This window comes from Acidithiobacillus sp. (genome assembly GCF_023256195.1).
Classification (GTDB): Bacteria; Pseudomonadota; Gammaproteobacteria; order Acidithiobacillales; family Acidithiobacillaceae; genus Acidithiobacillus_A.
The window spans coordinates 41,525-65,445 of record NZ_JAGDWX010000030.1 but is presented as its reverse complement, the minus strand read 5'-3'; the positions used below and the strand labels follow the sequence as shown (position 1 = coordinate 65,445).

General features: G+C 63.3%; 20 protein-coding genes. 5 read left to right on the top strand and 15 right to left on the bottom strand.

Annotated features, from left to right (window positions below):
• Nucleotides 1–61: 61 nt before the first annotated feature.
• The 3 genes from Q0C23_RS07720 to ligA all read right to left on the bottom strand — a co-directional run bounded on the left by Q0C23_RS07720 (nucleotide 62) and on the right by ligA (nucleotide 3,937).
• On the bottom strand, nucleotides 62–1,219 hold the full coding sequence (locus Q0C23_RS07720) for a mechanosensitive ion channel family protein (protein WP_291511788.1): 1,158 nt from the start codon (nucleotides 1,217–1,219) through the stop codon (nucleotides 62–64).
• Between the two features lie 179 nt (nucleotides 1,220–1,398).
• Nucleotides 1,399–1,917, bottom strand: coding sequence for an ATP synthase F1 subunit epsilon (gene atpC, locus Q0C23_RS07715; RefSeq protein ID WP_291511787.1), 519 nt, complete (start codon nucleotides 1,915–1,917; stop codon nucleotides 1,399–1,401).
• Nucleotides 1,910–3,937, bottom strand: a complete 2,028-nt coding sequence (gene ligA, locus Q0C23_RS07710; protein WP_291511786.1) for an NAD-dependent DNA ligase LigA — start codon at nucleotides 3,935–3,937, stop codon at nucleotides 1,910–1,912. Before ligA ends, atpC begins: the two co-directional genes overlap by 8 nt.
• Nucleotides 3,938–4,030: 93 nt before the next feature.
• Here ligA and Q0C23_RS07705 point away from each other — a divergent pair, with 93 nt between their 5' ends.
• Nucleotides 4,031–4,720 carry an HAD family phosphatase gene (locus tag Q0C23_RS07705; RefSeq protein ID WP_291511785.1) on the top strand — a complete coding sequence of 230 codons (690 nt, stop codon included), beginning with the start codon at nucleotides 4,031–4,033 and terminating at the stop codon, nucleotides 4,718–4,720.
• A 30-nt stretch (nucleotides 4,721–4,750) separates the two neighbouring features.
• On the opposite strand, the gene smc is transcribed toward Q0C23_RS07705, so the two are convergent.
• Nucleotides 4,751–8,218 carry a chromosome segregation protein SMC gene (smc, locus tag Q0C23_RS07700; RefSeq protein ID WP_291511784.1) on the bottom strand — a complete coding sequence of 1,156 codons (3,468 nt, stop codon included), beginning with the start codon at nucleotides 8,216–8,218 and terminating at the stop codon, nucleotides 4,751–4,753.
• A 59-nt stretch (nucleotides 8,219–8,277) separates the two neighbouring features.
• On the opposite strand from smc, the gene queF reads away from it, so the two are divergent.
• Nucleotides 8,278–8,703 carry a preQ(1) synthase gene (gene queF / locus Q0C23_RS07695; protein WP_291511783.1) on the top strand — a complete coding sequence of 142 codons (426 nt, stop codon included), beginning with the start codon at nucleotides 8,278–8,280 and terminating at the stop codon, nucleotides 8,701–8,703.
• Between the two features lie 41 nt (nucleotides 8,704–8,744).
• Here queF and Q0C23_RS07690 read toward each other — a convergent pair whose 3' ends face one another.
• The 9 genes from Q0C23_RS07690 to Q0C23_RS07650 all read right to left on the bottom strand — a co-directional run bounded on the left by Q0C23_RS07690 (nucleotide 8,745) and on the right by Q0C23_RS07650 (nucleotide 17,046).
• Nucleotides 8,745–9,992, bottom strand: a complete 1,248-nt coding sequence (locus tag Q0C23_RS07690; protein WP_291511782.1) for an FAD-binding oxidoreductase — start codon at nucleotides 9,990–9,992, stop codon at nucleotides 8,745–8,747.
• A 62-nt stretch (nucleotides 9,993–10,054) separates the two neighbouring features.
• Complete coding sequence (locus Q0C23_RS07685; protein ID WP_291511781.1) at nucleotides 10,055–10,756, bottom strand: endonuclease; 702 nt, start codon at nucleotides 10,754–10,756, stop codon at nucleotides 10,055–10,057.
• Nucleotides 10,749–11,621: a 23S rRNA pseudouridine(2605) synthase RluB gene (rluB, locus tag Q0C23_RS07680; RefSeq protein ID WP_291511780.1), complete on the bottom strand. Its 873-nt coding sequence runs from the start codon at nucleotides 11,619–11,621 to the stop codon at nucleotides 10,749–10,751. The genes Q0C23_RS07685 and rluB overlap by 8 nt, the downstream gene beginning before the upstream one ends.
• Before the next feature lie 79 nt (nucleotides 11,622–11,700).
• Nucleotides 11,701–13,008, bottom strand: coding sequence for an FAD/NAD(P)-binding oxidoreductase (locus tag Q0C23_RS07675; protein WP_291511779.1), 1,308 nt, complete (start codon nucleotides 13,006–13,008; stop codon nucleotides 11,701–11,703).
• 157 nt (nucleotides 13,009–13,165) lie between these two features.
• On the bottom strand, nucleotides 13,166–13,702 hold the full coding sequence (scpB, locus tag Q0C23_RS07670) for an SMC-Scp complex subunit ScpB (RefSeq protein ID WP_291511778.1): 537 nt from the start codon (nucleotides 13,700–13,702) through the stop codon (nucleotides 13,166–13,168).
• Nucleotides 13,703–13,708: 6 nt separating this feature from the next.
• Nucleotides 13,709–14,497: a ScpA family protein gene (locus Q0C23_RS07665; protein WP_291511777.1), complete on the bottom strand. Its 789-nt coding sequence runs from the start codon at nucleotides 14,495–14,497 to the stop codon at nucleotides 13,709–13,711.
• A 7-nt stretch (nucleotides 14,498–14,504) separates the two neighbouring features.
• The gene (locus tag Q0C23_RS07660; RefSeq protein WP_291511776.1) at nucleotides 14,505–15,719 is read right to left on the bottom strand and encodes a tryptophan--tRNA ligase; all 1,215 of its coding nucleotides are present in this window, start codon (nucleotides 15,717–15,719) and stop codon (nucleotides 14,505–14,507) included.
• Entirely contained in the window at nucleotides 15,716–16,378 is a 663-nt protein-coding gene (locus Q0C23_RS07655) for a site-2 protease family protein (RefSeq protein ID WP_291511775.1), read from the bottom strand. The genes Q0C23_RS07660 and Q0C23_RS07655 overlap by 4 nt, the downstream gene beginning before the upstream one ends.
• Nucleotides 16,379–16,410: 32 nt before the next feature.
• Nucleotides 16,411–17,046 carry an L-threonylcarbamoyladenylate synthase gene (locus Q0C23_RS07650; RefSeq protein WP_291511774.1) on the bottom strand — a complete coding sequence of 212 codons (636 nt, stop codon included), beginning with the start codon at nucleotides 17,044–17,046 and terminating at the stop codon, nucleotides 16,411–16,413.
• Between the two features lie 64 nt (nucleotides 17,047–17,110).
• Between Q0C23_RS07650 and Q0C23_RS07645 the strand changes: the two genes are divergently transcribed.
• The 3 genes from Q0C23_RS07645 (at nucleotide 17,111) to Q0C23_RS07635 (ending at nucleotide 20,945) form a co-directional block, all read left to right on the top strand.
• Nucleotides 17,111–17,749, top strand: coding sequence for a 7-cyano-7-deazaguanine synthase (locus tag Q0C23_RS07645; protein ID WP_291511773.1), 639 nt, complete (start codon nucleotides 17,111–17,113; stop codon nucleotides 17,747–17,749).
• A gap of 28 nt (nucleotides 17,750–17,777) precedes the next feature.
• The gene (locus tag Q0C23_RS07640; RefSeq protein ID WP_291511772.1) at nucleotides 17,778–18,602 is read left to right on the top strand and encodes a ferritin-like domain-containing protein; all 825 of its coding nucleotides are present in this window, start codon (nucleotides 17,778–17,780) and stop codon (nucleotides 18,600–18,602) included.
• Between the two features lie 75 nt (nucleotides 18,603–18,677).
• Nucleotides 18,678–20,945: a mechanosensitive ion channel domain-containing protein gene (locus Q0C23_RS07635; RefSeq protein WP_291511771.1), complete on the top strand. Its 2,268-nt coding sequence runs from the start codon at nucleotides 18,678–18,680 to the stop codon at nucleotides 20,943–20,945.
• On the opposite strand, the gene proB is transcribed toward Q0C23_RS07635, so the two are convergent.
• The gene (proB, locus tag Q0C23_RS07630) at nucleotides 20,921–22,189 is read right to left on the bottom strand and encodes a glutamate 5-kinase (protein ID WP_291511770.1); all 1,269 of its coding nucleotides are present in this window, start codon (nucleotides 22,187–22,189) and stop codon (nucleotides 20,921–20,923) included. The two genes, Q0C23_RS07635 and proB, sit on opposite strands and share 25 nt — an antisense overlap.
• The gene (locus tag Q0C23_RS07625) at nucleotides 22,186–23,799 is read right to left on the bottom strand and encodes an APC family permease (RefSeq protein ID WP_291511769.1); all 1,614 of its coding nucleotides are present in this window, start codon (nucleotides 23,797–23,799) and stop codon (nucleotides 22,186–22,188) included. The genes proB and Q0C23_RS07625 overlap by 4 nt, the downstream gene beginning before the upstream one ends.
• Nucleotides 23,800–23,921: the final 122 nt, after the last annotated feature.

The following is a 23,921-nucleotide window of genomic DNA, read 5'->3' as shown; positions in this document are numbered from 1 at the left end:
GCCTATCCGTCTGCGCAAAGCCAAGGCTCGCCAATCGGTCTTGGTCGACCACCGCTGATCATCACTGCCGATTTTCAGCGGTGGCCGCCGCTGCATCCTTGATTTTCTCATAGATACCCTCGAGAGCAAGGTTGGCCGCCTCGATGGATTGGGCCAGGTCCTTCCTCTCATCCACGGCCACGCTCAGCAGAAAGGTATTCATGGCGTTGGTCTTGTTCACCAGATTGACCGCCAGGCCTTGCGCGCGTGCCTCGCTCAGGATGCGAGCGGAGGGCACATCGATGGGCAGGCCCAGCAGCACGGGATAGCGGCCGCTGGCGCGCGCAAAGTAGGACGGGCCGTAGAGCGTCACACCGTTCTTCGCCTTCCAATAGGCCGCATCGATGATGCGATTGGCCTCGTCGATGACCGCGTTCAGTTCGGCAACGGTGCGAAAGCGCAGCAGGAGATGGAGCGTATTGTTGAAGCCATTGCGCGATTGAATGAAAATATCGGAGTGCTGAAAAAGCGGTGTTTTCTTGGCCTCGGAAATGACCAGCTCCATGGGTACGTCGGCGTTGACCATGGTCTCCACAGGATAAATGTAGCTGTCGTCCTCATGCGCATATTCCACCAATGCGCTGCTGCCCAGAAGTACGGAATTGGGGATACTGATGAGAGCGCCATCCTGTGTGAGCATCTTGGAGAACAGGGCTTTGATCTCGACGATCTGGCCAACACTGTTGATATTCCATACCCAGGAGTTCACATAGACCACATCGCCGTAATTCAGGGCGCCGCTGGCCGTGGCGAAGATCCCGGTGAGGAGATTGGAGGCAAAGGTATGAATGGCGAAACCCAGTACCACGCCACCAACCGCGCTACCTGCCAGTATTCCCGCGATACTGATGTGAAAAATTGAAAGAATGACCGCCAAGAGCACGACGTAGACGGCAATGCGGATCAACAGCGTCAGGCCGTAGAGATCCTTGCGGGTGCGGGCAAACCGTCTCTCGGCATAAGCTACAAGGTGGCTTGCTATCCACAGTCCGATAATGAAGACAATCAGACTCCAGACAATCTCACGAACCAGAGGGGCATAACCCATATATTGTGGGAAATAATGTTTCAGAGAGAAATTTATCGCAAGTCCTGCGGCGACAACCAGAATCAGCCCAAGCAGCATCTGCCACAATACCTTGGTGAAGATATGGCGTCCGGGATTGGGTGCCTGCACCACAACACCTCCGATATCAAAACCTGGGTTTTATACCAATCAGTCTAAAATAAATGAATCCGATCGGCAAGTTGTTAAGGGTACGCGCGCCACAAAAAACACAGGAGTCCAGCGTCATTGGCGCATTATAGATGCTTCTACAGTAACTATCCGACGGCATTTTGCGCGTGGCGCTGGAAGGATCACTCCTCCAGGGCTTCGGCATGGATCTTTGGCGCGGCCTGAGGTGCCGGGCGCTGCCAGTCGTAGTACTGGCCCTTGCCTTCCTGTACGGAGGCCCGGTAGCGTTCGAAGGCGCCCAGTTTGGCGAGCTCCCGTTGTAGTTCCAGCTCGGCTTTGGCGAAATCCATGTCCGAATGGCCGCGATGATCCTTGAGCGCCTGTTGGGCGGCGGCGATGCGGCTTTCGCTGAGCTTGGGATCGATGTCCGTCACGCGCAGACTGTTGTCGGCCAGCACCGTCACGATGTTCGGCTGGACTTCCACCATCCCGCCTTCCAGAAAGAGGATCTGCGGATGTCCCTCCACGGGTGTGATGCGCAGTTCACCGGCGCGCAGAATACTGATGAGAGGAGCGTGTCCCGGTAGGATACCCAGCTCGCCGAGCATGCCGGGGACGACGACGAACTCCACGAGCCCCGTAAACACCTCGCCATGAACATCCGCGACATTCAAGCGAAAGCTGCGCTTTCCACTAGACATTACCGTTTTCTCCTTTGGTCAGTAGGGCCAAGAGTGCACTCTCATCCAGACGTGGAATGGCCAGAGCCTCGGCCTTGGCCAGCTTGCTGCCCGGTGCATCGCCCACGACCACGTAATCCACCTGCGCCGAGACGGCCGATACCACCTTGCCGCCAGCCGCTTCGATCCGTTCCTTGGCCGCCTCGCGGCTCAGGTGCGGGAGGCTGCCCGTCAGCACCAGGCGCTTGCCTTGGAGCACACCCCCTAGGCTTTTGCGGACCGGGGGCCAGTGCAATCCGGCCGCCAGCAGGGCCTGGATCACCTCACGATTGTGCGGCTGGGCAAAGAAATGGCGGATGGCCTCGGCGACGATGGGCCCGACGTCCGGAACCTCACAGAGGTCCTCGGCGGGTGCGGCCATGAGCGCTTCCAGATCGCCGAAATGTTGCGCCAAGGCCTTCGCGGTGCTCTCGCCCACCTGGTGAATCCCCAGGGCGTAGAGGAATCGCGCGAATTCCGTCTGGCGTGAGTTGGCGATCTCGTCCAGGAGTTTCTGTGCGGATCTCTCGCCCATGCGCGGCAAACTCAGCAGCGTATCCTTGCGTAGCTGATAGAGATCCGCCACGGTTTTGACCAGCCCCCGATCCACCAGCTGGGCTACCAGCTTTTCACCCAGGCCGCGGATGTCCATGGCACGGCGCGAGGCAAAGTGGAGGATGGCGCCCATGCGTTGGGCTGGACAATACAGACCGCCGGTACAGCGGTGCGCCGCCTCATTGGGTAGCCGAAGCACCTCCGAGCCACAGACGGGGCAGCGGGTAGGCATCTGCCAGGGCTGGCTGGTGGCGGGCCGTCGGTCGCGCAGCACCGTGACGATCTCGGGAATGACATCGCCGGCACGGCGCACCAGAACCGTATCCCCGACGCGCACGTCCTTGCGCCGGACCTCGTCTTCGTTATGCAAGCTGGCACGACTGACCATCACTCCGGCCACCAGCACGGGCTGAAGCTGCGCCACCGGTGTCACCACGCCCGTGCGCCCGACGGACGCGACGATGTCCTCGACCAGGGTGCTCGCCTCATGAGCCGGAAATTTCCAGGCAATGGCCCAGCGCGGCGCCCGCGCGGTAAAACCCAAACGCTCCCGCAAACGCAGATCGTCCACTTTGAATACCAGGCCGTCGATCTCGAAGGGCATGCGCTCCCGCTGCGCCGCCATATCCTCATGATAGGCCAGAGCCGCGTCCAGATCGTGGATGGGGCGCAGGAATTCCGTCACCGAAAAACCCCAACGCGCAAAACGCTGCAGAATCTGCACGTGACTATCTCCCAGACTTTCCGAGCACTCGCCAAAGCCCCAGGGGAAAAAGGCCAGGGGGCGCCTTGCGGTCACGCGGGGATCCAACTGGCGTAGACTTCCGGCCGCGGCATTGCGGGGATTGGCAAAGGGCGTCTCGCCACGGCGCTCCCGCTCTCGGTTGAGGCGGCGGAAGGCCGCTATGGGCAGAACCACCTCTCCTCGCAGCTCGATGAGTTCCGGCCAGTCCGTACCCTGCAGCTCCAGCGGAACGTTGTGGATGGTACGGACGTTGTGGGTAACGTCTTCGCCTTCCACGCCGTCGCCGCGGGTTCCAGCGCGCACGAGCTTGCCGCCTTCGTAACGCAGATTGACGGACAGACCATCGAATTTGGGCTCCCCGCTGAGCACGAGTGCCGAGACCTCGGGCAAGGCTCGGCGCAGTCGCTCCCACCATTCGCCAAAGGCTTCGGGGGAGAAGACGTTGTCGAGAGAGGTCATGGGGATCCGATAATGCACCGTGCCAAAGCTCGACACCGGCGCCGCTCCTACCCGCTGGGTCGGAGAGTCGGCAACGCGCAGCTGCGGATACGCCTCCTCCAGATCGCGCAGTTCACGGAGCAGATCGTCGTACTCGGCATCGCTCATCACCGGCGCGTCTTCGCGGTAATAAGCGCGATTGGCAGCTTCCAGAAGCGTGCGCAATTCCTGCACGCGTGCCTGGGGGTCGGTCGAGGAGATCATGATGGGGTCAGTGCACCTGCGGTGGCCATGATATCAGGATAGCGCAAAGCACTTTTGCGGTATAATCTCGCCGCGCTTTCCCAAGGAGATTTCATGGCACTGGCTCTGTTTGATCTGGACAACACCCTGCTCGCCGGCGATTCGGATCATGCCTGGCTCGAATTCCTCAGCGAACAGGGTGTGGTGGATGGCGATACCCTGCGCCAGGCCAACGATCGCTACTACCGCGCCTATCTGGACGGGACCCTGGATATCCAGGAGTTTCTGTCTTTCGTGCTGGCTCCGCTGGCGCAGCAGCCGCGCAGTCGTCTGGAGAACTGGCACCGCCAGTACATGGAGGAACGGGTCGCCCCCATGATCACGCCCGAGGCGCGCGCGCTGGTGGAAAAACACCGTGAGGCCGGTGATACCTTGCTCATCATCACCGCCACCAACCGTTTCGTCACCGCGCCCATTGCCACGGCTCTGGGCGTACCGGAACTGCTGGCCACCGAAGTAGAGGCGGACGCGGATGGCGCCTTCACCGGTCGCAGTTATGGCATCCCCTGTTTTCGCGAGGGTAAGGTCCAGCGTCTTGCGCAGTGGCTGGGTGAGCGCGGCTGGGATTGGGAGGAAAGCCTCGCCCAGGCCACCTTCTACAGCGATTCCCACAACGATCTGCCCCTGCTGGAGGCCGTGGGGCAGCCCGTCGCCGTCGATCCCGATCCCGAGCTGGAGCGCACCGCCCGCCAGCGCGGCTGGCCGATCCTGCACCTGCACGGCGCCTGCCGACCCGCGGTCTGAATCGCCTGGCAGAACCTCTCCGGGAACTCCCTAGGCGTCTCGTTGCTGCCCGTGCTGCGCGAGAACATCGGCGATACGCACCGGCACCACTCGGGATATACCAGGATCGGGCATGGTGACCCCCAGGAGCTGTGCCGCAACCTGCAGCGTCAGATGTCGATGACTGACCACCAGAAATTGGGTCTGGTGGGCGAGCTCTGTCAAAAGGGCGCAAAATCGCCCGACATTGGCGTCGTCCAGGGGCGCGTCCACCTCGTCGAGGATGCAGAAAGGCGCGGGATTGAGGGCAAAGAGGGCAAACACCAGGGCCAGCGCCGTCAAGGCCTTCTCACCGCCCGAGAGTTGCTGCAGGTGGGCGTTGCGCTTGCCCGGCGGGCGCGCACGCAGGAGCAGTCCTGCCAGCAGCGGGTCGTCTCCATCAGGCTGCAGTTGCGCCTCGCCGCCACCGAAGAGGGTGGCAAAAATCCCCTGCAGGTGATCATTGACCTGCGCCAGGGTCTCCTGAAAACGCTCACTGGTTTCACGATCCATGGCGGCCATGGCCGTCTCCAGCGCGGCAAGCGCTGTCTCTAGATCCGTCATCTGCGCACTGAGATCCCCACTGCGCGCCATCACCTCCTGCAGCTCGTCCTCGGCCGCGAGATTGACCTTGCCCAGAGCGGAGATGGCCTCCTCGATCCGCGCCAGCTCCTGCTCCGCATCCCGGTCCTCCGGGGCCCTCCCCGGGTCTTCGCCAAGCTCGCCGGCCAATTTGGCGGCATCCGCCTCCAGCGCCTGCCGCTGCAACTCCAAGGTGTCCCGCTCCACCCGTGCTGCGGCCAGTCCCTGCTCCAGACGACGCAGGGCGCCGTCACGCCGCTGACTCTCACTCTGGGAAAGACGCCAGCTCTCCTCCACCGCAGCGAGCTCCCGCTGAGCCGTCTGAACCTGCTCGAGAATCTCGACACGATCAAGCTCTAGCACCTTGCGACGCTCTTGCAGAGCCGGCAATCGACTCTGCCGCTCGTCGCGCTCCGCCCTCAGCTGCGCCAGGGTACGGCAGAGCGCTGCTTCCTCCCCTTCCCACTCTTGCAGGCGCTCGCCCACCGCAACGCGCTGGGCACCGAGACGTTCCTTTTCCAGAGCCAGGCTTTGCTGCTGCTGGCGCAGCCGTCCGAGCAGTCCACGTTGCTGCGCCAGTTGACCGCGCAGCGCTTCCTCTTCTCGCCGCAGAAGCTGCTCCCGATCCTCGGACGGCTCATTCTGGCGCAGCTGCTCCAGCCGCTCGTCGACGGCTGCGAGCTCGCCGGCCAGAGTCGACGCCTCCGTGTGCAGGCGGGCCAGATTTGCCTCTGCACGGCGTTGGGCCTCCCGCTGCGCTTCCACCCGGCTGCGCAGGCTGGCCAAGCGTTCGCGTAGGGTCAGTTCCTCTTGTTGTCCATTACGGTCGGCCTGCGCACAGAGCCGGCGGTGCTGCACGCGCTGCGCAAGATCCTGTTCCAGGGCAGCGACCTCCTGCTGCAGGCGTTCCGACTCCACCCTCCCTGCGGCGTCCTCGCTTTGCAGTTCGGCGAGTTCACGACGGCATTGCAGCAAACTGGCCTCGCTGTTGCCCGGCACTGGGCTGAAGGCTTGAGGACGCAAGATCTGTCCCGTCGGTGTGATCCAGGCCTCGTCGTTCGCGAGCTCATGGCGTCGGGCCCAGGCCTCGGCGATGTCGCCGCTGCAGCGTAGACCCCAGAGCCATTGGCGCAGGGCACCTTGCCACGGTTCGGGAACATGGATCCTCCGATAGAGGGCATCGTCGCGCGTTTCGGCGGGGTGATCCGCTGGACGATCCGCAAGAATCCAGGGCCGTTCCCAGTCGAGGTCCTCCGGGTCGCCGTCTCCTGGTGAACGCAGCTGCGCTCCGAGGAGGGAACCCAGCATGCGCTCGACGGCCAACTCCCAGGGCGGATCCACGCGCAGATGCTCCAGCAGATCCGGGGTGGCCTGCGCCGCTGTCGGCAGACCTGCCATCAGTCCCGACTCCAGGCGCTCCAGAGCCTGGCGCCGGGCACGCAGCTCCTGCTGACGGGCGCGCTGTTCGGCCAGCTGGGCACGGCGGGCCTCCAGTTCTGCCTGTGCCGCTTCGACCGCTGCGGTGGCCGCGGCCAGTTCGCTGGCCTGCTGCACGCGCGTGGTCTCGAGCTCCGTCCATGCGAGTTCTGCCGCCGCCAGCTCCGCCTCGGCCGAAGAATCGGGACGGCTCTCGAGCTCGGCGATCTGTCGGCGCAAGGCCTCGAGACGGGAGGCCAGCTCCCGGCGCCGGGCGCTCGCCACCTCCCGCTCGCGCCGGGCGTCGGTACGCCGTTCCCGTTCCGTATCCAGCTGGCGGGCGCACTCGTCCAGCTCCGTTTCGATGCGCTTCAGCCGGCCGCGACAGACCTCCAGTTCCGCCGCCAGGCCCAGCTCCTCTTCGCCGATGGCGCTGCAACGGTCCTCGGCACTTTGCGCTGCGGCCAAACGGCGCGCGCTCTCTTCGCGCAGGCGCTGCAGGCGTTCCTGCTGGCCTTGTATGGCTCGTTCCGTCTCTTGGCAACGCTCTTCCTGGTGGCGAAGCTCCTGTTCCAGGGTGCTCTGTTCCGCCTGCAGCCGATAGAGCGTCTCTTGGGCCTGGCGCAGCGCTTCGCTACCGCTTTGGCGGCGCTGCTGGAGTGCCTCCTGCTGGCGGGCCTGCTCGGCAAGCTCCTGGGTCCAGACAGCGGCCTGCTCTTCCTGGGATTTTATCCGCTGCTCCAGCGCCTCGCTTTCCCGAGCCGTCGCTTCCAGCCGATCCACCAGCTGCCACCAGCGCCAGCACCTTTGCTCCCGCCAGAGATCGCGCAGGCGCCGGGCGGACTCGGCCTGGCGTTGCAGGAGCTCGATGCGTTCGTCCAGGCCGCCGTGGAGATCGTGCAGGCGCTGGAGGTGCTCGCGGGTCTCCTGGATACGTTGCTGACTCTCCTTGCGTCGCTCCTTGTAACGGCTGACCCCCGCCGCTTCCTCGAGGATGGCGCGCAGTTCCTCTGGGCGCGCTTCGACGATGCGGCCTATGGTGCCCTGTTCGATGATGGCATAGGCGTTGGCCCCCAGGCCCGTGCCCAAGAAGAGATCGGCGACGTCGCGACGGCGGCAACGGGCGTCATTGATACGATATTGACTGTCACCGTCGCGGCTCAGTCGTCGCCAGACGCGAATTTCCGGGACCGGTGTCCAGGGCGCCGGCGCCTTGGCATCGGCATTGTCGAAGGTGAGCTCCACCACCGCCTCGCTGGCCGTAGCGCGGCCGTCGGCACCGTTGGAAATGACGTCCGCGAGCTGCGTACCGCGCAGTTGACGCGCCGAGGACTCCCCCAGCACCCAGCGGATGGCGTCGACGATATTGGATTTACCGCAACCGTTTGGTCCGACGATGACTACCGGATTGGCCTCCAGACGGATCTGGGTTCTTTCACGGAAGGATTTGAAGCCGTGCAGACGAATGGCGGAAAGGCGCATGGGCGCGTGTTTTTGCTATAGTGGTGACCTACTGGAGGCTGCATATTGAGGAGAAGTCTGTGCCCAGTCAACCGAGTCGCGAGCTGCAGCATTTTGCCAATCCCCACCCGGAGCGGGATTTTCTCATCCATATGGATCTGCCGGAGTTCACCTGCCTCTGTCCCCTCACCGGCCAACCGGACTTCGCCCACTTTTTGCTGGACTACATTCCCGACCAACGCTGCGTCGAGCTCAAGGCCCTGAAGCTCTACCTGTGGAGTTTCCGTGACGAGGGAGGATTCCACGAGGCCATGACCAACCGCATCGCCGACGACCTCATCCATCTGCTGTCGCCCCGCTATCTGCGGCTCCTGGGACGCTGGTATGTGCGCGGCGGCATCGCTACCGACGTGCTGGTGGAACAGCGCGCTCCCGGCTGGGACAACCCGTCCCTGCTGCAACAACTTGGTCCGGCCCAGTTCACCCGCCACCAGCCGGGCTACTGAAGCCTGGAACATCGCCGTCTATTCAGCCGCGTCTCGAGCCCTCAAGAAAAACGCGCCGGGGCGTAGGGCGTGGGATCGGTGAAGGGCGCTTCGCCGCCCATGAGCTGTGCCAGCAGTCGACCCGTCGTCGGTCCCAGGGTAAGACCCTGGTGGCAGTGGCCAAAATTGAGCCAGAGTCCATTTCTCCCGGGGAACGCCCCGATGATGGGCAGCATGTCGGAGGTGCAGGGGCGTTGTCCCAGCCAAGGCGTCGGATCCAGCCGCGCTCCCAGGGATGGAAAGATCTGCCGTGCCGCGAGCTCGGCGCGATCCAGGGCAATGGGTGACGGCGGAGCGTCCCGGGGCGCAAACTCGGCACCGGTGGTCAGGCGCAGACCCTGGCGCATGGGCGCGAGCACATAGCCGGCATCGGCATCCAGAAGGGGCGTCGTCAGTTCATTGGGCGCCGATTGCGCGTAGTGCATGTGGTAACCGCGCTTGACGAAGACACTGGGGTGCCAGCCCAGACCTCGGGTGAGATCGGGCGTCCAAGCCCCCAGCGTCAATACCAGCCGTTCGCCATGCAGATGCTCCCGCTCTCCGCGCAAGCGCCAGCCCTGCCCTTCGGGAGCCAAACCTTGGGCAGCAAAGGTACGGAATTCGCCGCCCTGAGCCAGAAAATAATCCAGATAAGCAAGAGTCAGGGCGTGCGGATCGACGACCGCCAAAGGCTGTTGCCAGTGAATCCCACCGGCCAGCCCCTCCCGCAGGCCGGGCACGCGCGCGCTCAGGGCCGCCGCATCCAGGGCGGTGTACTCCACCGCGAAATGTTCCTGCTTGTAGCGGGCAGCTTCCAGCTCGGCCTCCAGGCTGTGGCGATGCTGGTGCACTTGGAGGTAGCCGCCGGGACGAAAGAGGTGGGTAGCCCCGGCCAGCGCGGCGACGGCCAGATGGTCCTCCAGACAGTGGGCGATGAGCGCCGCATAATGCCGGGCGATCTGTCGATGGCGCTCTGGCTCGGAGTTCCACCAGTACTTCCAGAAGGGAAAACCCAGGCGCGGCAGCATGCTGCTCTGGTAACGCACCTCCGTCGAGCGGTTGCTGGCGTAATGCAGAATGGTCCCCAAGGCACGCGGAAAGGCATGGGGAAACACCGCCTCACGCTGAATGAGGCCGGCATTGCCAAAAGAGGTGCGTTCACCGGCACCCTGGCGATCCAAGAGGAGCACCTGCCATCCACGCAACTGCAGCTGCAAGGCCGTACTGACCCCGACGATACCGGCCCCCAGGACCATGACTTCACGACTCACCGGAACTCTCCTTACGCCATCGTTTACAGTGTAGCCGAGGGAATCCGCCTCAGCTCTGTGGCTCAGCCCTGCCGCAATCCGACCAGATCTTCCCGATCGCCGCCCCTCGCCCCATAAGTGCAATCCCGGCGAAGTGGACACTCCCGACAGGATGGACGACTACGGCAGAAGGTCTTGCCCTGCACGACGATCAGGGCATGCAGTTCCTGCCGTTTCTGTATATCTCCCGGCGGGAGTTGCGCTTCCATGCGGTCTTGTAGGGCGGCATAGGAGGGCTTGGGGTCTGTCCAGCCCAGGCGGTACGCCAGACGCCGCGTGTAGGCATCTACCACGGCAATGGGGCGGTGCAGGGCATAGAGGAGGATGGAATCGGCGGTCTCCTCGCCCACGCCGTATACACTCAGGAGTTTGCGCCGCAGACAGTACAGATCGTCTGCTGCGCCCAGGCGCTCGGGCCGATCCAGACAACCTTCCCGCTTCAGGAAAGCGCAGAAAGCCTGCAGGCGGCGGGTCTTGAGGCGATAGTAGCCGGTACAGCGGAGCAGAGGCTCCAGGGTCTCGGGTGCCGCTTCCAGCAGCGCTCCGGCATTCAGGAGTCCCGCCTCGCGTAGTTGGTCGATGGCCCGCTCCACCTGAGTCCAGCTGGTGTTCTGGGTGAGAATGGCGCCCACCATGACCTCGAAGGGGCTGTCCGCCGGCCACCAGTGCTGCGGGCCAAAGGCGCGTTCGAGCCTTGTCAGGAGCTCTTGCCAATCCTCAGGCATGCCCGGAACGCGGTCCTCTCTTGCCTCGGCCAGGAGACGAGCGCGCGCCTGGCCGGGTCTTGCGCAGCAGGTGCACTGCGCTGTCCGCCGCCGCAGCAGCACTGGCCCCGGGCCGCGAGGTATTGGGTTCGGACCAATCGACGGCCGCCAGCAGGACCGCTCTCTCCTCATCGCTCAACTCTTCAAAGTAGCCGAGTTTCAGATGCCGAGGCATATCCACCGGTCCATAACGGATGCGGATCAGTCGACTGACACTGAGGTTGACGGCCGCCAACAGACGCCTTACCTCGCGGTTGCGTCCCTCGGCAAGGCTTACGTGATACCAGCGATTGCTCCCTTCCCCGCCCGCCTCTTCGATGGCGAGAAAACGCGCCGGACCATCGTCCAGTTCCACTCCGCTCAGGAGCAGGGTCTTCTGCTCATCGCTGAGGCTGCCGAGGACGCGCACGGCATATACCCGCTCGAGTTGCGCGCGGGGATGCATGAGGGCGTTGGCGAGATCACCGTCGTTGGTGAAGAGCAGCAGGCCCTCGGTGTTGAGGTCCAGTCGTCCCACCGCCACCCAGCGGCTCCCCCGCAAACGCGGGAGACGATCGAAGACCGTCGGACGACCCTCGGGATCCTGACGCGTGGCCAGCTCCCCTGCCGGCTTGTGATAGCGCAGCACGCGCAGACGCGGCCGTACCCAGGACGGCACCCGCAGGACCTTGCCATCCACGGACAGGCGATCCCGGCTGGTGACGCGGTCGCCGATACTGGCCGGGCGATCGTTGATCTGCACCCTTCCGGCACGAATCCACTCCTCCATCTGACGGCGTGAGCCGAGACCGTGGCGTGCCAGGACTTTCTGCAGTTTTTCGTCCACTCCTCGTTCCTCAAAAAGGCTCAGGCCCCGCCGCAAAGCGAGGCCTGAACGCTAACCCAAGTGTGGCAACCAGCGCTCCTCAGGAGGCCTTGCGCTGCTCCACGGGTTCTTCCTTGAGCCGGGTAATGCCCATCATCTTGAACAACACCTTCTCATAGAAGGGCTCGGAGACCCCCATCTTCATCTTGCGGATGAAGTATTTCTCGAAGGCCACCTTGGCCAGGTGTACCCAACGCCCGTAGGCGAAGACATCCACCTTGCGCGGCTTGAGTTGCGGCAGGGCGACGAAGGCCGCACCGCGGTCGCCCATGTCGGCGAAGCAGACAGCATTCCAGGTGCCCATGGTCCGATCCCCCTTGCGCCCTTCGATATCCGCCTTGATGTTGTGCACGGCCGCCGAGACCATGGACTCGATCATGTAGCCGGTCTTGGGCGCACCGGTGGGTACCGGCGTTTGCTCCACGGGCGGGATGGCGATGGCGATACCCGCAGCGTAGATATTGGGATACTTCTTGCTGCGCTGGTTCTCGTCCACCAGGACGAAGCCGCCGGGGTTGCACAGACCTTCCACACCTGCCACGGCCGGCACGCCCTTGAAGGCAGGGATCATCATGCCGAACTTCACCGGCAAGGTGAACTCCTTGACGGTCTCACCCTGGTCGTTGACCTGCGTGATATACATCTGACCATTCTCCACCTTGGTCACCTTGCAGTTGGTGTAGGCGGTGATTCCCTCCTCCTCCAGACCGCGGGTCAGGATACCGCGGGAATCGCCCACGCCCTGGATACCCAGGTGACCGACGTAGGGCTCGCTGGTGACGAAGGAGAAGGACGGGATCTTGTCGCGCATACCGCGCTTCTTGAGGTCGGCAGCCACGATCATGGCGTATTCGTAGGCGGGACCAAAGCAGCTGGCACCGGGCATCGCACCGATGACGATGGGACCGGGATTGTCCAGCAGCTCCTGATACTTGCCGTAGGCCATTTCGGCGTGATCGGTGGTGCAGACGGACTGCACGGGGCCTTCGTGCGGATCGGAACCCGGCACGTTCTCGAAAGCAAGCTTCGGACCCGTCGCGATCAGCAGGTAGTCGTAGTGGACGCTGCTGCCGTCCGCCAACTGGATCTCCTGCTTTTCCGCATCGATCTTGTCAGCGCGCTGTGGAATGAAGTGGATACCCTTGCGCTCCACGTAGGGCCGAATCGGAAAGGTGATATCCTCCCGTTTGGACCAGCCCACACCCAGCCACGGATTGGAAGGAACGAACTGGAAATAGTCATTGGCACTGATCAGGGTCACCTCGTGATCCTTGCCCAAAGCATCCTTCATTTCATAGGCCGCCGGCATGCCCCCGGTTCCTGCCCCTAGAATCACTACGTGTGCCATGTCATGCTCCTCAAAGCGTCGATCGTGTCGTTCGTGGATCGGCAAGCCACGCTGCTCTCCCTCACCAGTGCCAGGCTCACCCACTTCCAATGGCAACTATCGCCGAGAGTACGGACAGCGTCAAATCAGATTATTGTTTCAACAACATTACCTTATTTTATGAGTTACTAAGACACTCCGGAGCAAGTAAATCCAGTTCCGCCTTGGGCAAATCTGCCAAAGTATTCAAGCCGAAATGGCGCAGGAATTGCTCGGTGGTCGCCCACAGGGCCGGACGACCGGGGGTTTCGCGATGGCCCACCACCGCGATCCAGTCCAGTTCCTGCAGCTGTTGCAGGATAGGGGTACCGATGCTGACGCCACGCCATTGTTCCATCTCCGGGCGCGTGATGGGTTGGTGGTAGGCGATGACCGCCAGCGTCTCCATGGCGGCGCGGGAGAGGGGACGCGCCTCGGCTTGCCGTAGACGGCTCAACAAGGGGTTGAATCGAGAGCCGATACGCAGGCGGTAACGCCCGGCCGTCTGCACCAACTCCAGCGGGCCGAAGCCCTCCCGCGCCAGGGTCGAGAGGATCTCCGAAAGACGGTCGGCTGCTTCCGATTCGACAAAAACCGCCGCGAGCTCGCTGTGCGCAAGTCCGGCATCGCTGGCGAGCAGGAGGGCAAGCACCGCCTCTTCGGTGAGCTCGGTCACGGGCCGTCACTCCGCCGTACGCACCGTCCAGAGATGTGCCTCATCCTCGCCATCCAGCAGGAGATACAAGGCGCGCTGGCGCAGTAGTTCCAAGACAGCAAGCAATGACAGGCCGACCGCCAGCGGGTCCAGCTTGCCCTGCGGGAGCAGATCCGCCAGGGTCAATGGTCGCAGTGCCGCCCGGCAAAGCTGCAACACCTCGAGCATGCGCTGACGTAGACTCCACTGTGGCGGTCGCGGCGTCGGCGCAGCCTGCACGCCCTGTTCCACCCGACGCGCCTGGCGGACACGCAGTTCTACCCAGCATTGGCACAACTGCCCGAGACTCAGGGAGGGCACCGGCGGCGGCAGATCCGTCGCATCCACCGGCCGTACCAGCCAGAAATCCCTGCCCTCCTGCGGGAGTTCGGCCAAGGCCGCGGACTCCGCCTGGATCTGCGCCAAGGCCTGCAGACGCCGTGCCAGCTCTTCCCGCGGGTCCAGGGCCTCCTCGTCCGTACAGGCGGGGGCAACCGGGAGCAGTAGGCGTGCCTTGATTTCTGTCAGCCAGGCCGCCATCAGCAGGTAATCCGCCGCCAGCGGCAGATTGCGGCGGCGCGCCTCTTCCAGATACGCGAGGTATTGACGGGTCACTTCCGCCACGGGAATGTCACGGATATCCATGCGATTCCTGCGGATCAGCCAAAGCAAGAGGTCCAGGGGACCGCTGAAGCGGTCCAGGATGAGTTCCAGAGCATCGGGCGGGATATATAGGTCCTCGGGGATCTCCACCTCGACCCGGTCAGCGCCGGACATTGCTGCGCTAGCGAGCAAGGGTATCGCCCGAGGTCAGGCCCATGGCGGCGCGCACGCGCTCCAGGGTGGTCTCTGCCCGCTGACGCGCCCGTGCCGCCCCTTGACGCGCCAGGTCCCGCAGTTCCGCAGGTCGCGCCGCCCAGAACTCGGCCCGCGCGCGGATGGGTTCCAGTTCTTCCAGAACGGCCTCGATGAGTGGCGCCTTGCACTCCAGACAGCCGATACCGGCGCTGCGGCAACCGGTCACCACCCACTCGCGCCTTTGGACATCGGAGTAGACCTGGTGCAGGGCAAAGACCGGGCACTTGTCCGGATCCCCGGGATCCTGACGGCGTACCCGGGCAGGGTCCGTAGGCATGGTACGCAACTTCTGACGGATATTTTCGGGATCTTCGCGCAGAGCAATGGTATTCCCGTAGGATTTGCTCATTTTCTGGCCGTCCAGACCCGGCATGCGTGGTGCCTCCGTGAGCAGGGCGCGAGGCTCTACCAGTATCTCCCGACCTCGCCCCTGCAGTTCGCGCAACAACAAGGCCCGATCGTCCGCGGACAGACTGGCTGCCTGAGCCAGCAGGGTCTCCGCTTCGGCGACGGCCAGCGCATCACCCGCCGTCTGATAGCGCTGGCTGAGATTGTGGTAGCTGCGGGCACCGGCCTTACCCATGCGTTTGAGAGCATCGGCGACGCGGGCCGGCGCATCGGCCTCGCGCCCGTAGAGAAAATTGAAGCGCCGCGCCAGTTCCCGACTGATCTCCAGGTGGGCCACCTGGTCGGCTCCTACGGGCACCTCTTCGGCACCGTAGAGCAGGATGTCGGCGGTCATCAGCAAGGGATAGCCGAGGAAACCGTAGGTAGCCAGATCGCGCTCGCGCAGTTTTTCCTGCTGATCCTTGAAGGTGGGAACACGCTCCAGCCAGGACAAGGGTGTAAGCATGCCGAGCAGTAGAGCCAACTCTGCGTGCTGGGGCACCCAGGACTGCAGGAAAAGGGTCGCATGCTCCGGATCGATGCCCACGGCAAGCCATTCGATGAGCAGATCCCAGCTGGCCTCGGCAATACCTCCGGGAGTCTCGTAGTGGGTGGTGAGCGCGTGCCAGTCCGCCACAAAGAAATAACACTCTGCAGAGTTCTGCAGGCGCAGCCAGTTCTTCAGCACACCGTGATAGTGGCCAAGGTGCAAGCGTCCCGTGGGACGCATGCCGGACACGACCACGGGGCTCACGGCAGGCCTCCCAGGTGCAGGAAAATCCCGCGCACGACGACGAAGGCCGGCCCCAATACCGCCCACAGGACGCCCGTGAAGAGCAGGACGATGAGGATGATGAAGCCGTAAGGCTCGACGCGGCTCAAGGCAAGGCTGGGTCCTGCAGGCAGCAGTCCGACGGCCACCCGCCCGCCGTCCAGGGGCGGGATGGGGATGAGATTGAAGAGAAAGAGCACGACGTTGATGAGGATACCCGCCTGCCCCATGAGCTGCATGGGTACGGAGAGATACGCCAAAGGTCCCGGCAGGTGGCCACCGAGCCAGAGGATGAAGGTCCAGATGAAGGCCATGAGCACGTTGGCAAGCGGTCCAGCCAGTGCCACCAGGACCATGTCGCGCTTGGGGTCACGCAGACCGGCAAAATTCACCGGTACGGGCTTGGCGTAACCGAAGAGGAAGGGGGAATGCAGCAACAGAAGCATGCCTGGCAGGAGGATGGTACCGAAAGGATCTATGTGCTTCAGCGGGTTGAGGGTCAGACGGCCCATGAGCATGGCCGTCGGATCGCCGCGCTTCCAGGCCACCCAGCCGTGCGCAACCTCGTGGACGGTAATGGCGAACAAAACAGGTATGGCCCAAATGGCAAGGCCGCGAAGGAAACCGTCGATGTCGTTCATGACCCGAGTATATCAGCCGGATAAAGCGCTACCTATAGGCCAAGGGTCTGGCGCAGCGCGGTGCTGTCGCCCAGTCCCTCGCGCAGGATCTGCGGCGGCCACTGGGTGCAGTCCACCACCGTCGAACACACGGTCGAGCCCTCGCCTCCCAGCAGGACGCCATCCACCCGCTTTTCCATGCGCGTGCAGATATCCTCAGGATCGTGCAGAGGCAGATCGTCACCGGGCAGATGCAGGGTCGAGCTCATCAGCGGTTCACCCAGTTCCGCCAGGAGCGCCCGACAGATGGCAGAATCGGGGATGCGCGCGCCGATACTGCGCCGCTTGCCGTCGGCAAGGCGCCGCGGAACGTCGTGGGTAGCAGGAAGAATCACAGTGTAAGGGCCAGGCAGCAAGCCGCGTAGGAGGCGATAGACACGATCGTCCAGTTTGAGATACTCGCTCAGCTGCGACAGGTCTGCGAACAGGAGGGAAAGGTCGTGCTGGATATCGAGCTGCCGGATGTGCCGCAGGCGATCCTGGGCGTCCTTGGCCCACAGGCAACACCCCAGCGCATAACAGCTGTCCGTGGGATAGACCAGCAATTCGCCGCGGCGCAGACCATCGGCGGCCTGCGCGATGAGGCGCGGCTGTGGATTCACCGGATGCAGATGCAGACAGGGCACCATGATCTTCCTCCCCCCGGGGCAGGCAGCCGAGCCGAGTTCAGGCATGATAGAGCATAGGCCGCGCATGGCGCTACGTCCTTCACTGCCGCCAGCGGAGCGATCGCTTCTGCTCTGCAGCGGCGGCGTGGAGAGCTTCACCCTGGCCCATGCCTTTGCCGCCCATACCGGTGCCTACCTGCTCTTCCTGGACTACGGACAACGGGCGGCCGCGCAGGAGTGGGCGCGGGTCCAGCGTCTCGGGAAGGACCTGCGACTCGAGCAGGGGCGCTTCGACCTGCGCGCCTTCGGTGAGGCCGTCGGCCGGCTGCGCCCGCACCGCTACCACGTGCCCACGCCCCACAGAAATCTCCTGGCCGTGGCGGCAGCAGCCAACGTCGCCAGCGGCCTTGGGCGTGATACCCTGGTCCTCGGCACCACCGCCGACGATGGGCAGACGGATCGCAACGGCAACGGTGCGTTCCTCGCAGCTCTGGCCGCCACTCTGCAGGCCTCGGACCTGAATCTTGCCACACCCCTCGCCCAATACGGCAAGGCAGAGGTGATCCGATACGGTGAGGACTTGGGCGTCCCCTGGGAAATGTCGTACAGTTGCATTTTGGGATACGAGACGCACTGTGGCCGCTGTCCACAATGCATCCGGAGGCGACAGGCCTTCCAGGACGCTGGGCTGGGCCACAAGGATGTCGTCTACTCCGGTCATTGAAGACCTTTCGTATACAGGAGACTATCGTATGGCCCCTGCAACGCCGCAACCTCGTTGGTCACTGCAGGATGTTTCCTTCGACCATATTCAGAAGGAGTGCATCGTCCACGATCAGGACTGGTTCTACCTGCTCGCCGGGGCATCCTTTGTCGAATCCCTGGCGGATCTCTATGCCCATAACCTCGTTGCTTACTACGACGACAACCCCGCGGCCCAGCGCTGGCTCGGCGGGGAATGGGAACGGGAAGAACTGCAGCACGGGCGCGCCCTGCGTGCTTATGTCCAGACCGTCTGGCCGGACTTCGACTGGGAAACGGCCTATGCGGCCTTCGAACGCGCCTATCGTCCGCTCTGCGCCGATGGCTTGCTGGGTCCGACCAAGGCCCTGGAGATGGCGGCCCGCTGCGTGGTCGAGACGGGCACGTCGAGTTTCTACGGCATGATCCAGGCCGCCAGTCCCGAACCCGTGCTGCGCGATCTGGCGGGTCGCATCCGCGCCGATGAAGTCCACCACTACAAGTACTTCTACCGCTACTTCCGCGAGTACCAGCAACGCGAGCGCCTGTCACGCTGGCGCCTGCTGCGCGAACTGCTGCGTCGGGTCTCGGAGGTGGATCAGGAAGACACCTTTCTGGCGATTCAGGCCGCCTACGAGACGCACAACCGGGGACAGCACTTCAGCCGTGCCGATTTCGACGCCTTCCGCCGGCGGATGGGCAATTGGATCCAACGCTATTACCCCTTCGAAATGGCCGTCAAGATGCTGCTGAAACCCATTGATCTTCCGCCTTTTTTGCATCGAGCGGCGGTGCCCCTGCTGACGCGCAAGGCGCGCAAGGTCCTGGCGGGTTGAGTCGGTAGCCCTTGCTTTGAGGCATCTGCACTGGCCCGGGGGCGTGACCGCATCCAAAGGTCCAGGGAGAAAGCTGTGAGCGCGTGGGCATTGCGGATCGCTATCGGGTTTGCCTGGATCGTCCTGCTTTTTGGGGTCGGCGCCTCCGGAGTCCATGCCGAGAGTGCCCAATTTGCCACCGACAGTCTGGTACTCAAGCACATCCACGAAGCCCTGACGCATTCCACCGACCCGCGTCAGCTGCGGCCCTGGCGCGCGCAGGTCCAGGACATCATCCGCCAGGCCAACGCCTGCATCCAGGAAGAAACCGCAGACCTGGACAACATCGACAAGGGCCTCAAGGTGGTGGGGCCCTTCGTATCCGGCGAACCCCAGAGTCTGACCCAGCTGCGGGACAATCTGCTGCAGCAGCAGCGCCGTGCCAGCGGCAGGCAGGCAGCCTGCAAGGTGCTCTATGTCGGTGGCAACGACATCCTCAACAGCATCCATAAGAAAGAGCTGGCTTTGCGTACGCGCTACCTCTTCCAACGTGGAGCCGATATTTTCGGACAATGGCAAGGACTGCAGGCGCTGCCGGTGCAGGTCTGGACCCAGGAACGGGATTTCTGGCTCTATCGCGAGGGCGAGCCGGTCCTGCAGCAGAGCCGCTTTCAGGGGGCCCTGGGCTTTGCCCTGGCCACGTACATCCTCGCAGCCCTGCTGCGCCAGCGCAGTCGCCGGAGTTGGCGCCACCTCTATCCCCTGCTTGCCCCCATCGGTCTGGGTCTGCTGGCCTGGTCCCTGGGAGTGTTCTATCCCCTCATCGTCCTGCTCGTCGGGGTCTGGACGACCTTCATCGTCCTCACCTGGACCTTCAAGACCCTGCTGCGCCACCTGCAAGGACTGCCGGCGCGGGCGCAGCGGGAGGCCGTCCTCCTGCGGGTGCTCTGGCGGCCGCTGCGCTTCGTCCTGACCCTCGCCAGCTTCATCGGTCTCTACGAGTTGCTGGATCGCCAGGCGAGTCGAGCGGTTCTCGACAATGTAGCCTTGCTCACGGTCTTCCACGTCCTTGTCGCCATTGCCCTGCTCTGGCTGCTCTGGCGGGCGCGACGCTTTACTTTTTTCCGCCGCCACGTACTCTCCCAGCTGCTTCTCGTCAGCTCGATCCTGGCTACCGTAGCCCTGGACCTGCTGGGCTACGTCAACCTCGCGGATTTCCTGTTCTTTGGCATCAGTGTGACGGTCGTGAGTCTGCTGCTGGCGCTCATCCTCACCTGGGTCGTTGAGGATCTCTCGGAAAATGAGGAGAGCGACACCGGCGTCATTGGAGACTTTCTGCGCCGTCGTCTGGGCTTCAGCCCTACCGAGATCATCCCCTGGGTGACCTGGATCAAGGCCCTGCTGTTTGTCGCCATCTGGCTCGGCGCCCTCATTGCCGCCCTCTTCGGTTGGGGGCTCAGCCATAGCGGTCTTGCCCTGGTCTGGCATTACTTCGTGCAGGGCTACACCATCGGCGGGATGCACGTGGAGCCTTTTCGCTGGCTCATCGCCCTCGCTCTGCTCATCCTGCTGTTCAACATCAACAATTGGTTGCAACGGCAGCTGTCGAACCGGTCGCGCCTGTTCCGCCACATGGATGTGGGCTCGCGCCACTCGGTGCTTGCCATCATCCGCTACCTGGGATTTCTTCTTGCCTTTCTCATCGCTCTGTCGACGGCGGGCGTTGCTCTGCACAATCTGGCCATCATTGCTGGTGCCTTGTCCGTCGGCATTGGTTTTGGTCTGCAGAATATCGTCAACAACTTCGTCTCGGGACTCATCCTGCTCCTGGAGCGGCCCATTCGCGTGGGCGATTGGGTCAAGGTAGGCAATACCGAAGGCACGGTACAGCGCCTCAGCATCCGCTATACCTTGATCCTGACCTTCGATCGCACCGAGGTCTTTGTGCCCAATTCTGAGCTCATCTCGGGACAGGTGACCAACTGGATGTATTCCAACGCCGTGCTGCGGCTGATGATCCCGCTGCAGATCGATCACGATGCCAACATCGATAAGGTGCGGGAAATTCTGGAGGAAGTGGGACGCAAGCACCCCGAGGTGCTGCAGGAAGATGACCCGCGCGGACTGCCACCCACCGCCCTGCTCCTGGATGTCAGTCCCAGCGCCCTGGTCTTTTATCTGCGCGTCTACATATCGGACTGCAATCGGAGTTTTCTGACGCAGACGGAGCTGCGTGCCATGGCGGTAGAGGCGCTGCATCGCCACGGCATCCGCTTGGCGCATCCGCAGCAGGACGTCCACCTCATCGCCGAGCGCGCCGAGGCCGGTGCCCAGCGGCCCTATACCACCGCGCCGCCGTCCTGAATTCGGGCCTGCGGCTCCGGATCCTCTGCCAGCCTCTGCTCACTGCCCTGCTTCGGTGTCCAGTCGGCCGCCGTGTCCGTCAGAACCAGATTATCGCGATGGATGACGACGCTGTCGGTAACGGTCGGGTCCTCGTCCAGCTCCGCCCGACTGCAACCCAGGATGCGTCGCATGACGCTGGCGTCCAGATCGATGAGACCGCGAGCAATCTCGCGACCGTCGACGCTGCGGCAGGCCACCAGATCGCCGCGGTGGAACTCCCCTTCCACCTGTAGTACACCCACACTCAGCAGGCTCCGCCCCTGGTCGCGCAGAGCGTGCACGGCGCCGGCATCCAGAACCAGGTTGCCGTGCACGCGCAGATGGTCGGAGAGCCAACGCTTGCGTGCCTTGAGGGCTGGCCGGCGCACCCGGAAGAAGCTACCGATGGCGGCCCCCTCGGCCAGCTGCGGCAGGATATCGGGGTGACGGCCGTGGGCAATGACGGTGGCGGTACCCGAACGGGCCGCGCGTGCCGCCGCCTTCACCTTGGCCAACATGCCGCCGGTACCGACGCCCGAGCCCCCACCTCCGGCGATGGCCTCCAGGCGCGGATCGCCCGCCGCCACCTCCGACAGGAAACGCGCATCGGGGTCCTGACGCGGATCGGCACTGAAGAGGCCGTCCTGGTCCGTCAGTAACACCAGAATATCGGCATCCAGCAGGTTGCAGACCATCGCTGCCAGGGTATCGTTGTCGCCTAGCTGGATGGGTCGATAGGAAATGGCGTCGTTCTCATTCACCACCGGTAGCACATTGCGGTCCAGGAGCACCCGCAGGATATTGCGCGCGTTGAGATAGCGCTTGCGGTTGCGCAGCTCGTCGTGGGTGAGGAGCACCTGACCGCAGTGCAAGGGTGGATCTTCCGGGTGCGCTACCTGCTGCAGGATCTTTTCGTAATGGTGGATGAGGGCCGACTGCCCGACGCTGGCGGCGGCCTGTCGCGAGGCCAGATCGCTGGGTCGCTGGACCCAGCCCAGTAGAGCCGTTCCGGCGCTGACGGCACCGGAGGATACCAAGACCACCTCCTTACCAGCGCGATGGAGCTGGCGAATCTGTTCCATCCAGCGCGCGATCCAGGCGAGGTCCAGCCCGGCCCCGTCGTTGGTGAGCAGGCTGCTTCCGATCTTGATCACCCAACGCTGCGCCTCGATCTGCAGCTGCGCTCGAGGCGGCCAGGCCGCCTCCCGCTGGCGCCGACTCATGGCGCCCCGACGCCCCTGCTGCCGAGATTGCGCATATAGAGCTGGATGGTCCGGTCGGATACGGCACTGCGCAAGGCCCAGTAAAAGATCACCAGGCTCAGCAGCGCCACGAGCCCCATGTCCGCAAAGAACCCGACCAAGCCGATGCCCTGCAAGCTTTTGGGACCGATCCAGGCCGCACCCCACAGCATCAGGAAGTAGGGAATGATCCACCACATGTACTCCCAGCCCATCTCCCGCAGCTTGGTCTTGCTCAGCCAGCCCCAGAGGGCATAGACGATGAGCAGGGCGAACAGCGTGCCAAAAATGAAGTTGAGGGTGTGCAGACCCGACCAGAAGACGATCCAGCTCCCGGCGACAAAGGCCAGAGGTGCGATGACCGGTGCCAGGGGCAGGCGAAAGGGTCGCTCCAGATCCGGCATGGCTTTACGCAGCTGCAGGATGGCCACCGGTCCGATCACGTAGGACAGGACGGTCATGGAGGCAATGTAGCCCACCATCTTCTGCCAGGAAGGAAAAGGCAGGAAAAAGATGGCCCCCACCGCGTAGAGGAGCAACAGACTGGTCCAGGGTACACCGAAACGGTTGACCTTACTGACCCACTGCGGCGCCGCGCCCGACTCCGCCGTGGCCAGCGTCACCCGTGAAGCCGTGGCCGTATAGATCAGGGCGGTCCCGGCCGGTGACACGAAGGCGTCGATGTAGAGCAGCACCGACAGCCAGGTAGCACCCACCGCCGCCGCCAGCGCCGCGAAAGGTCCGTTGATGCCCTTGAACTGCAGATTCGGCCAGCCGCCGTGCGCCAGATCCGAAGGATGAACGGCACCGATGAAGGCCACCTGCAATGCGAGATAAATGAGTGCCACGATCAGCACCGAACCGATGGTGGCCAGTGGAATATCGCGGCTGGGATTCTTGCTTTCCCCGGCAAGATCGATGGCGTGACGAAAGCCCAGAAGGCTGAAAATGACCCCGCCCGTCGCCACCGCCACGAACATCCCCTGCAGATCCGACCCAGCATTGCCCTGCTGGATCTGGAAGTTGCTGGGGTGCCAGGCAAGGACGACCAGGATACCGACGGTCAGCAGCGGTACCACGATCTTCCACCAGGTGGCGCCGTTATTGATGCGCAGTACCCAACGCACCACCAGAAAATTGACGGCGATGAACAGTCCCAAAAAGACCAGAGCAATGAGAAATCCACGGGTACTGAGCAATGCCGTATGGGGCTGCAGAAAGATCGGCAGGTAATTGTTGGCATAGGTCAGTAAGGCCGTTACTTCGATGGGCGCGATGGTGGCGTAGGAAAGGAAGAGGATCCAGCTCCACATGTTGCCGACGATGGGACCATTGCCCACGTGGGCCAGGTGGATGACCGCGCCCGCCTTGGGAATGAGCGGCCCGAGTTCCGCAAAAACCAGGGCAAGCAGTAATATCGCCACGGCTCCGATAATCCAGGAACCAACGGCATAGGGTCCGGCAATTTGTGCTGTATAGAGTGGCCCGAACAACCACCCGGAACCGATGGAGGCGCCGACACAGGCGAGAATCAGACCTTGCAGGGTTCCTTCTCGACGGAGACGATTCTTGAGGTTCTTGAGTTTTGCCACAAGATATCCTTATTTTTCGAAGGGAATATAAGGATGACAGGATGTACCACGAAGGTCAACCGTAAAGCCTGCGCGGCCCTTCCGATCATATCTTTTTCTTCATTTCAAACAACAGGCTATCT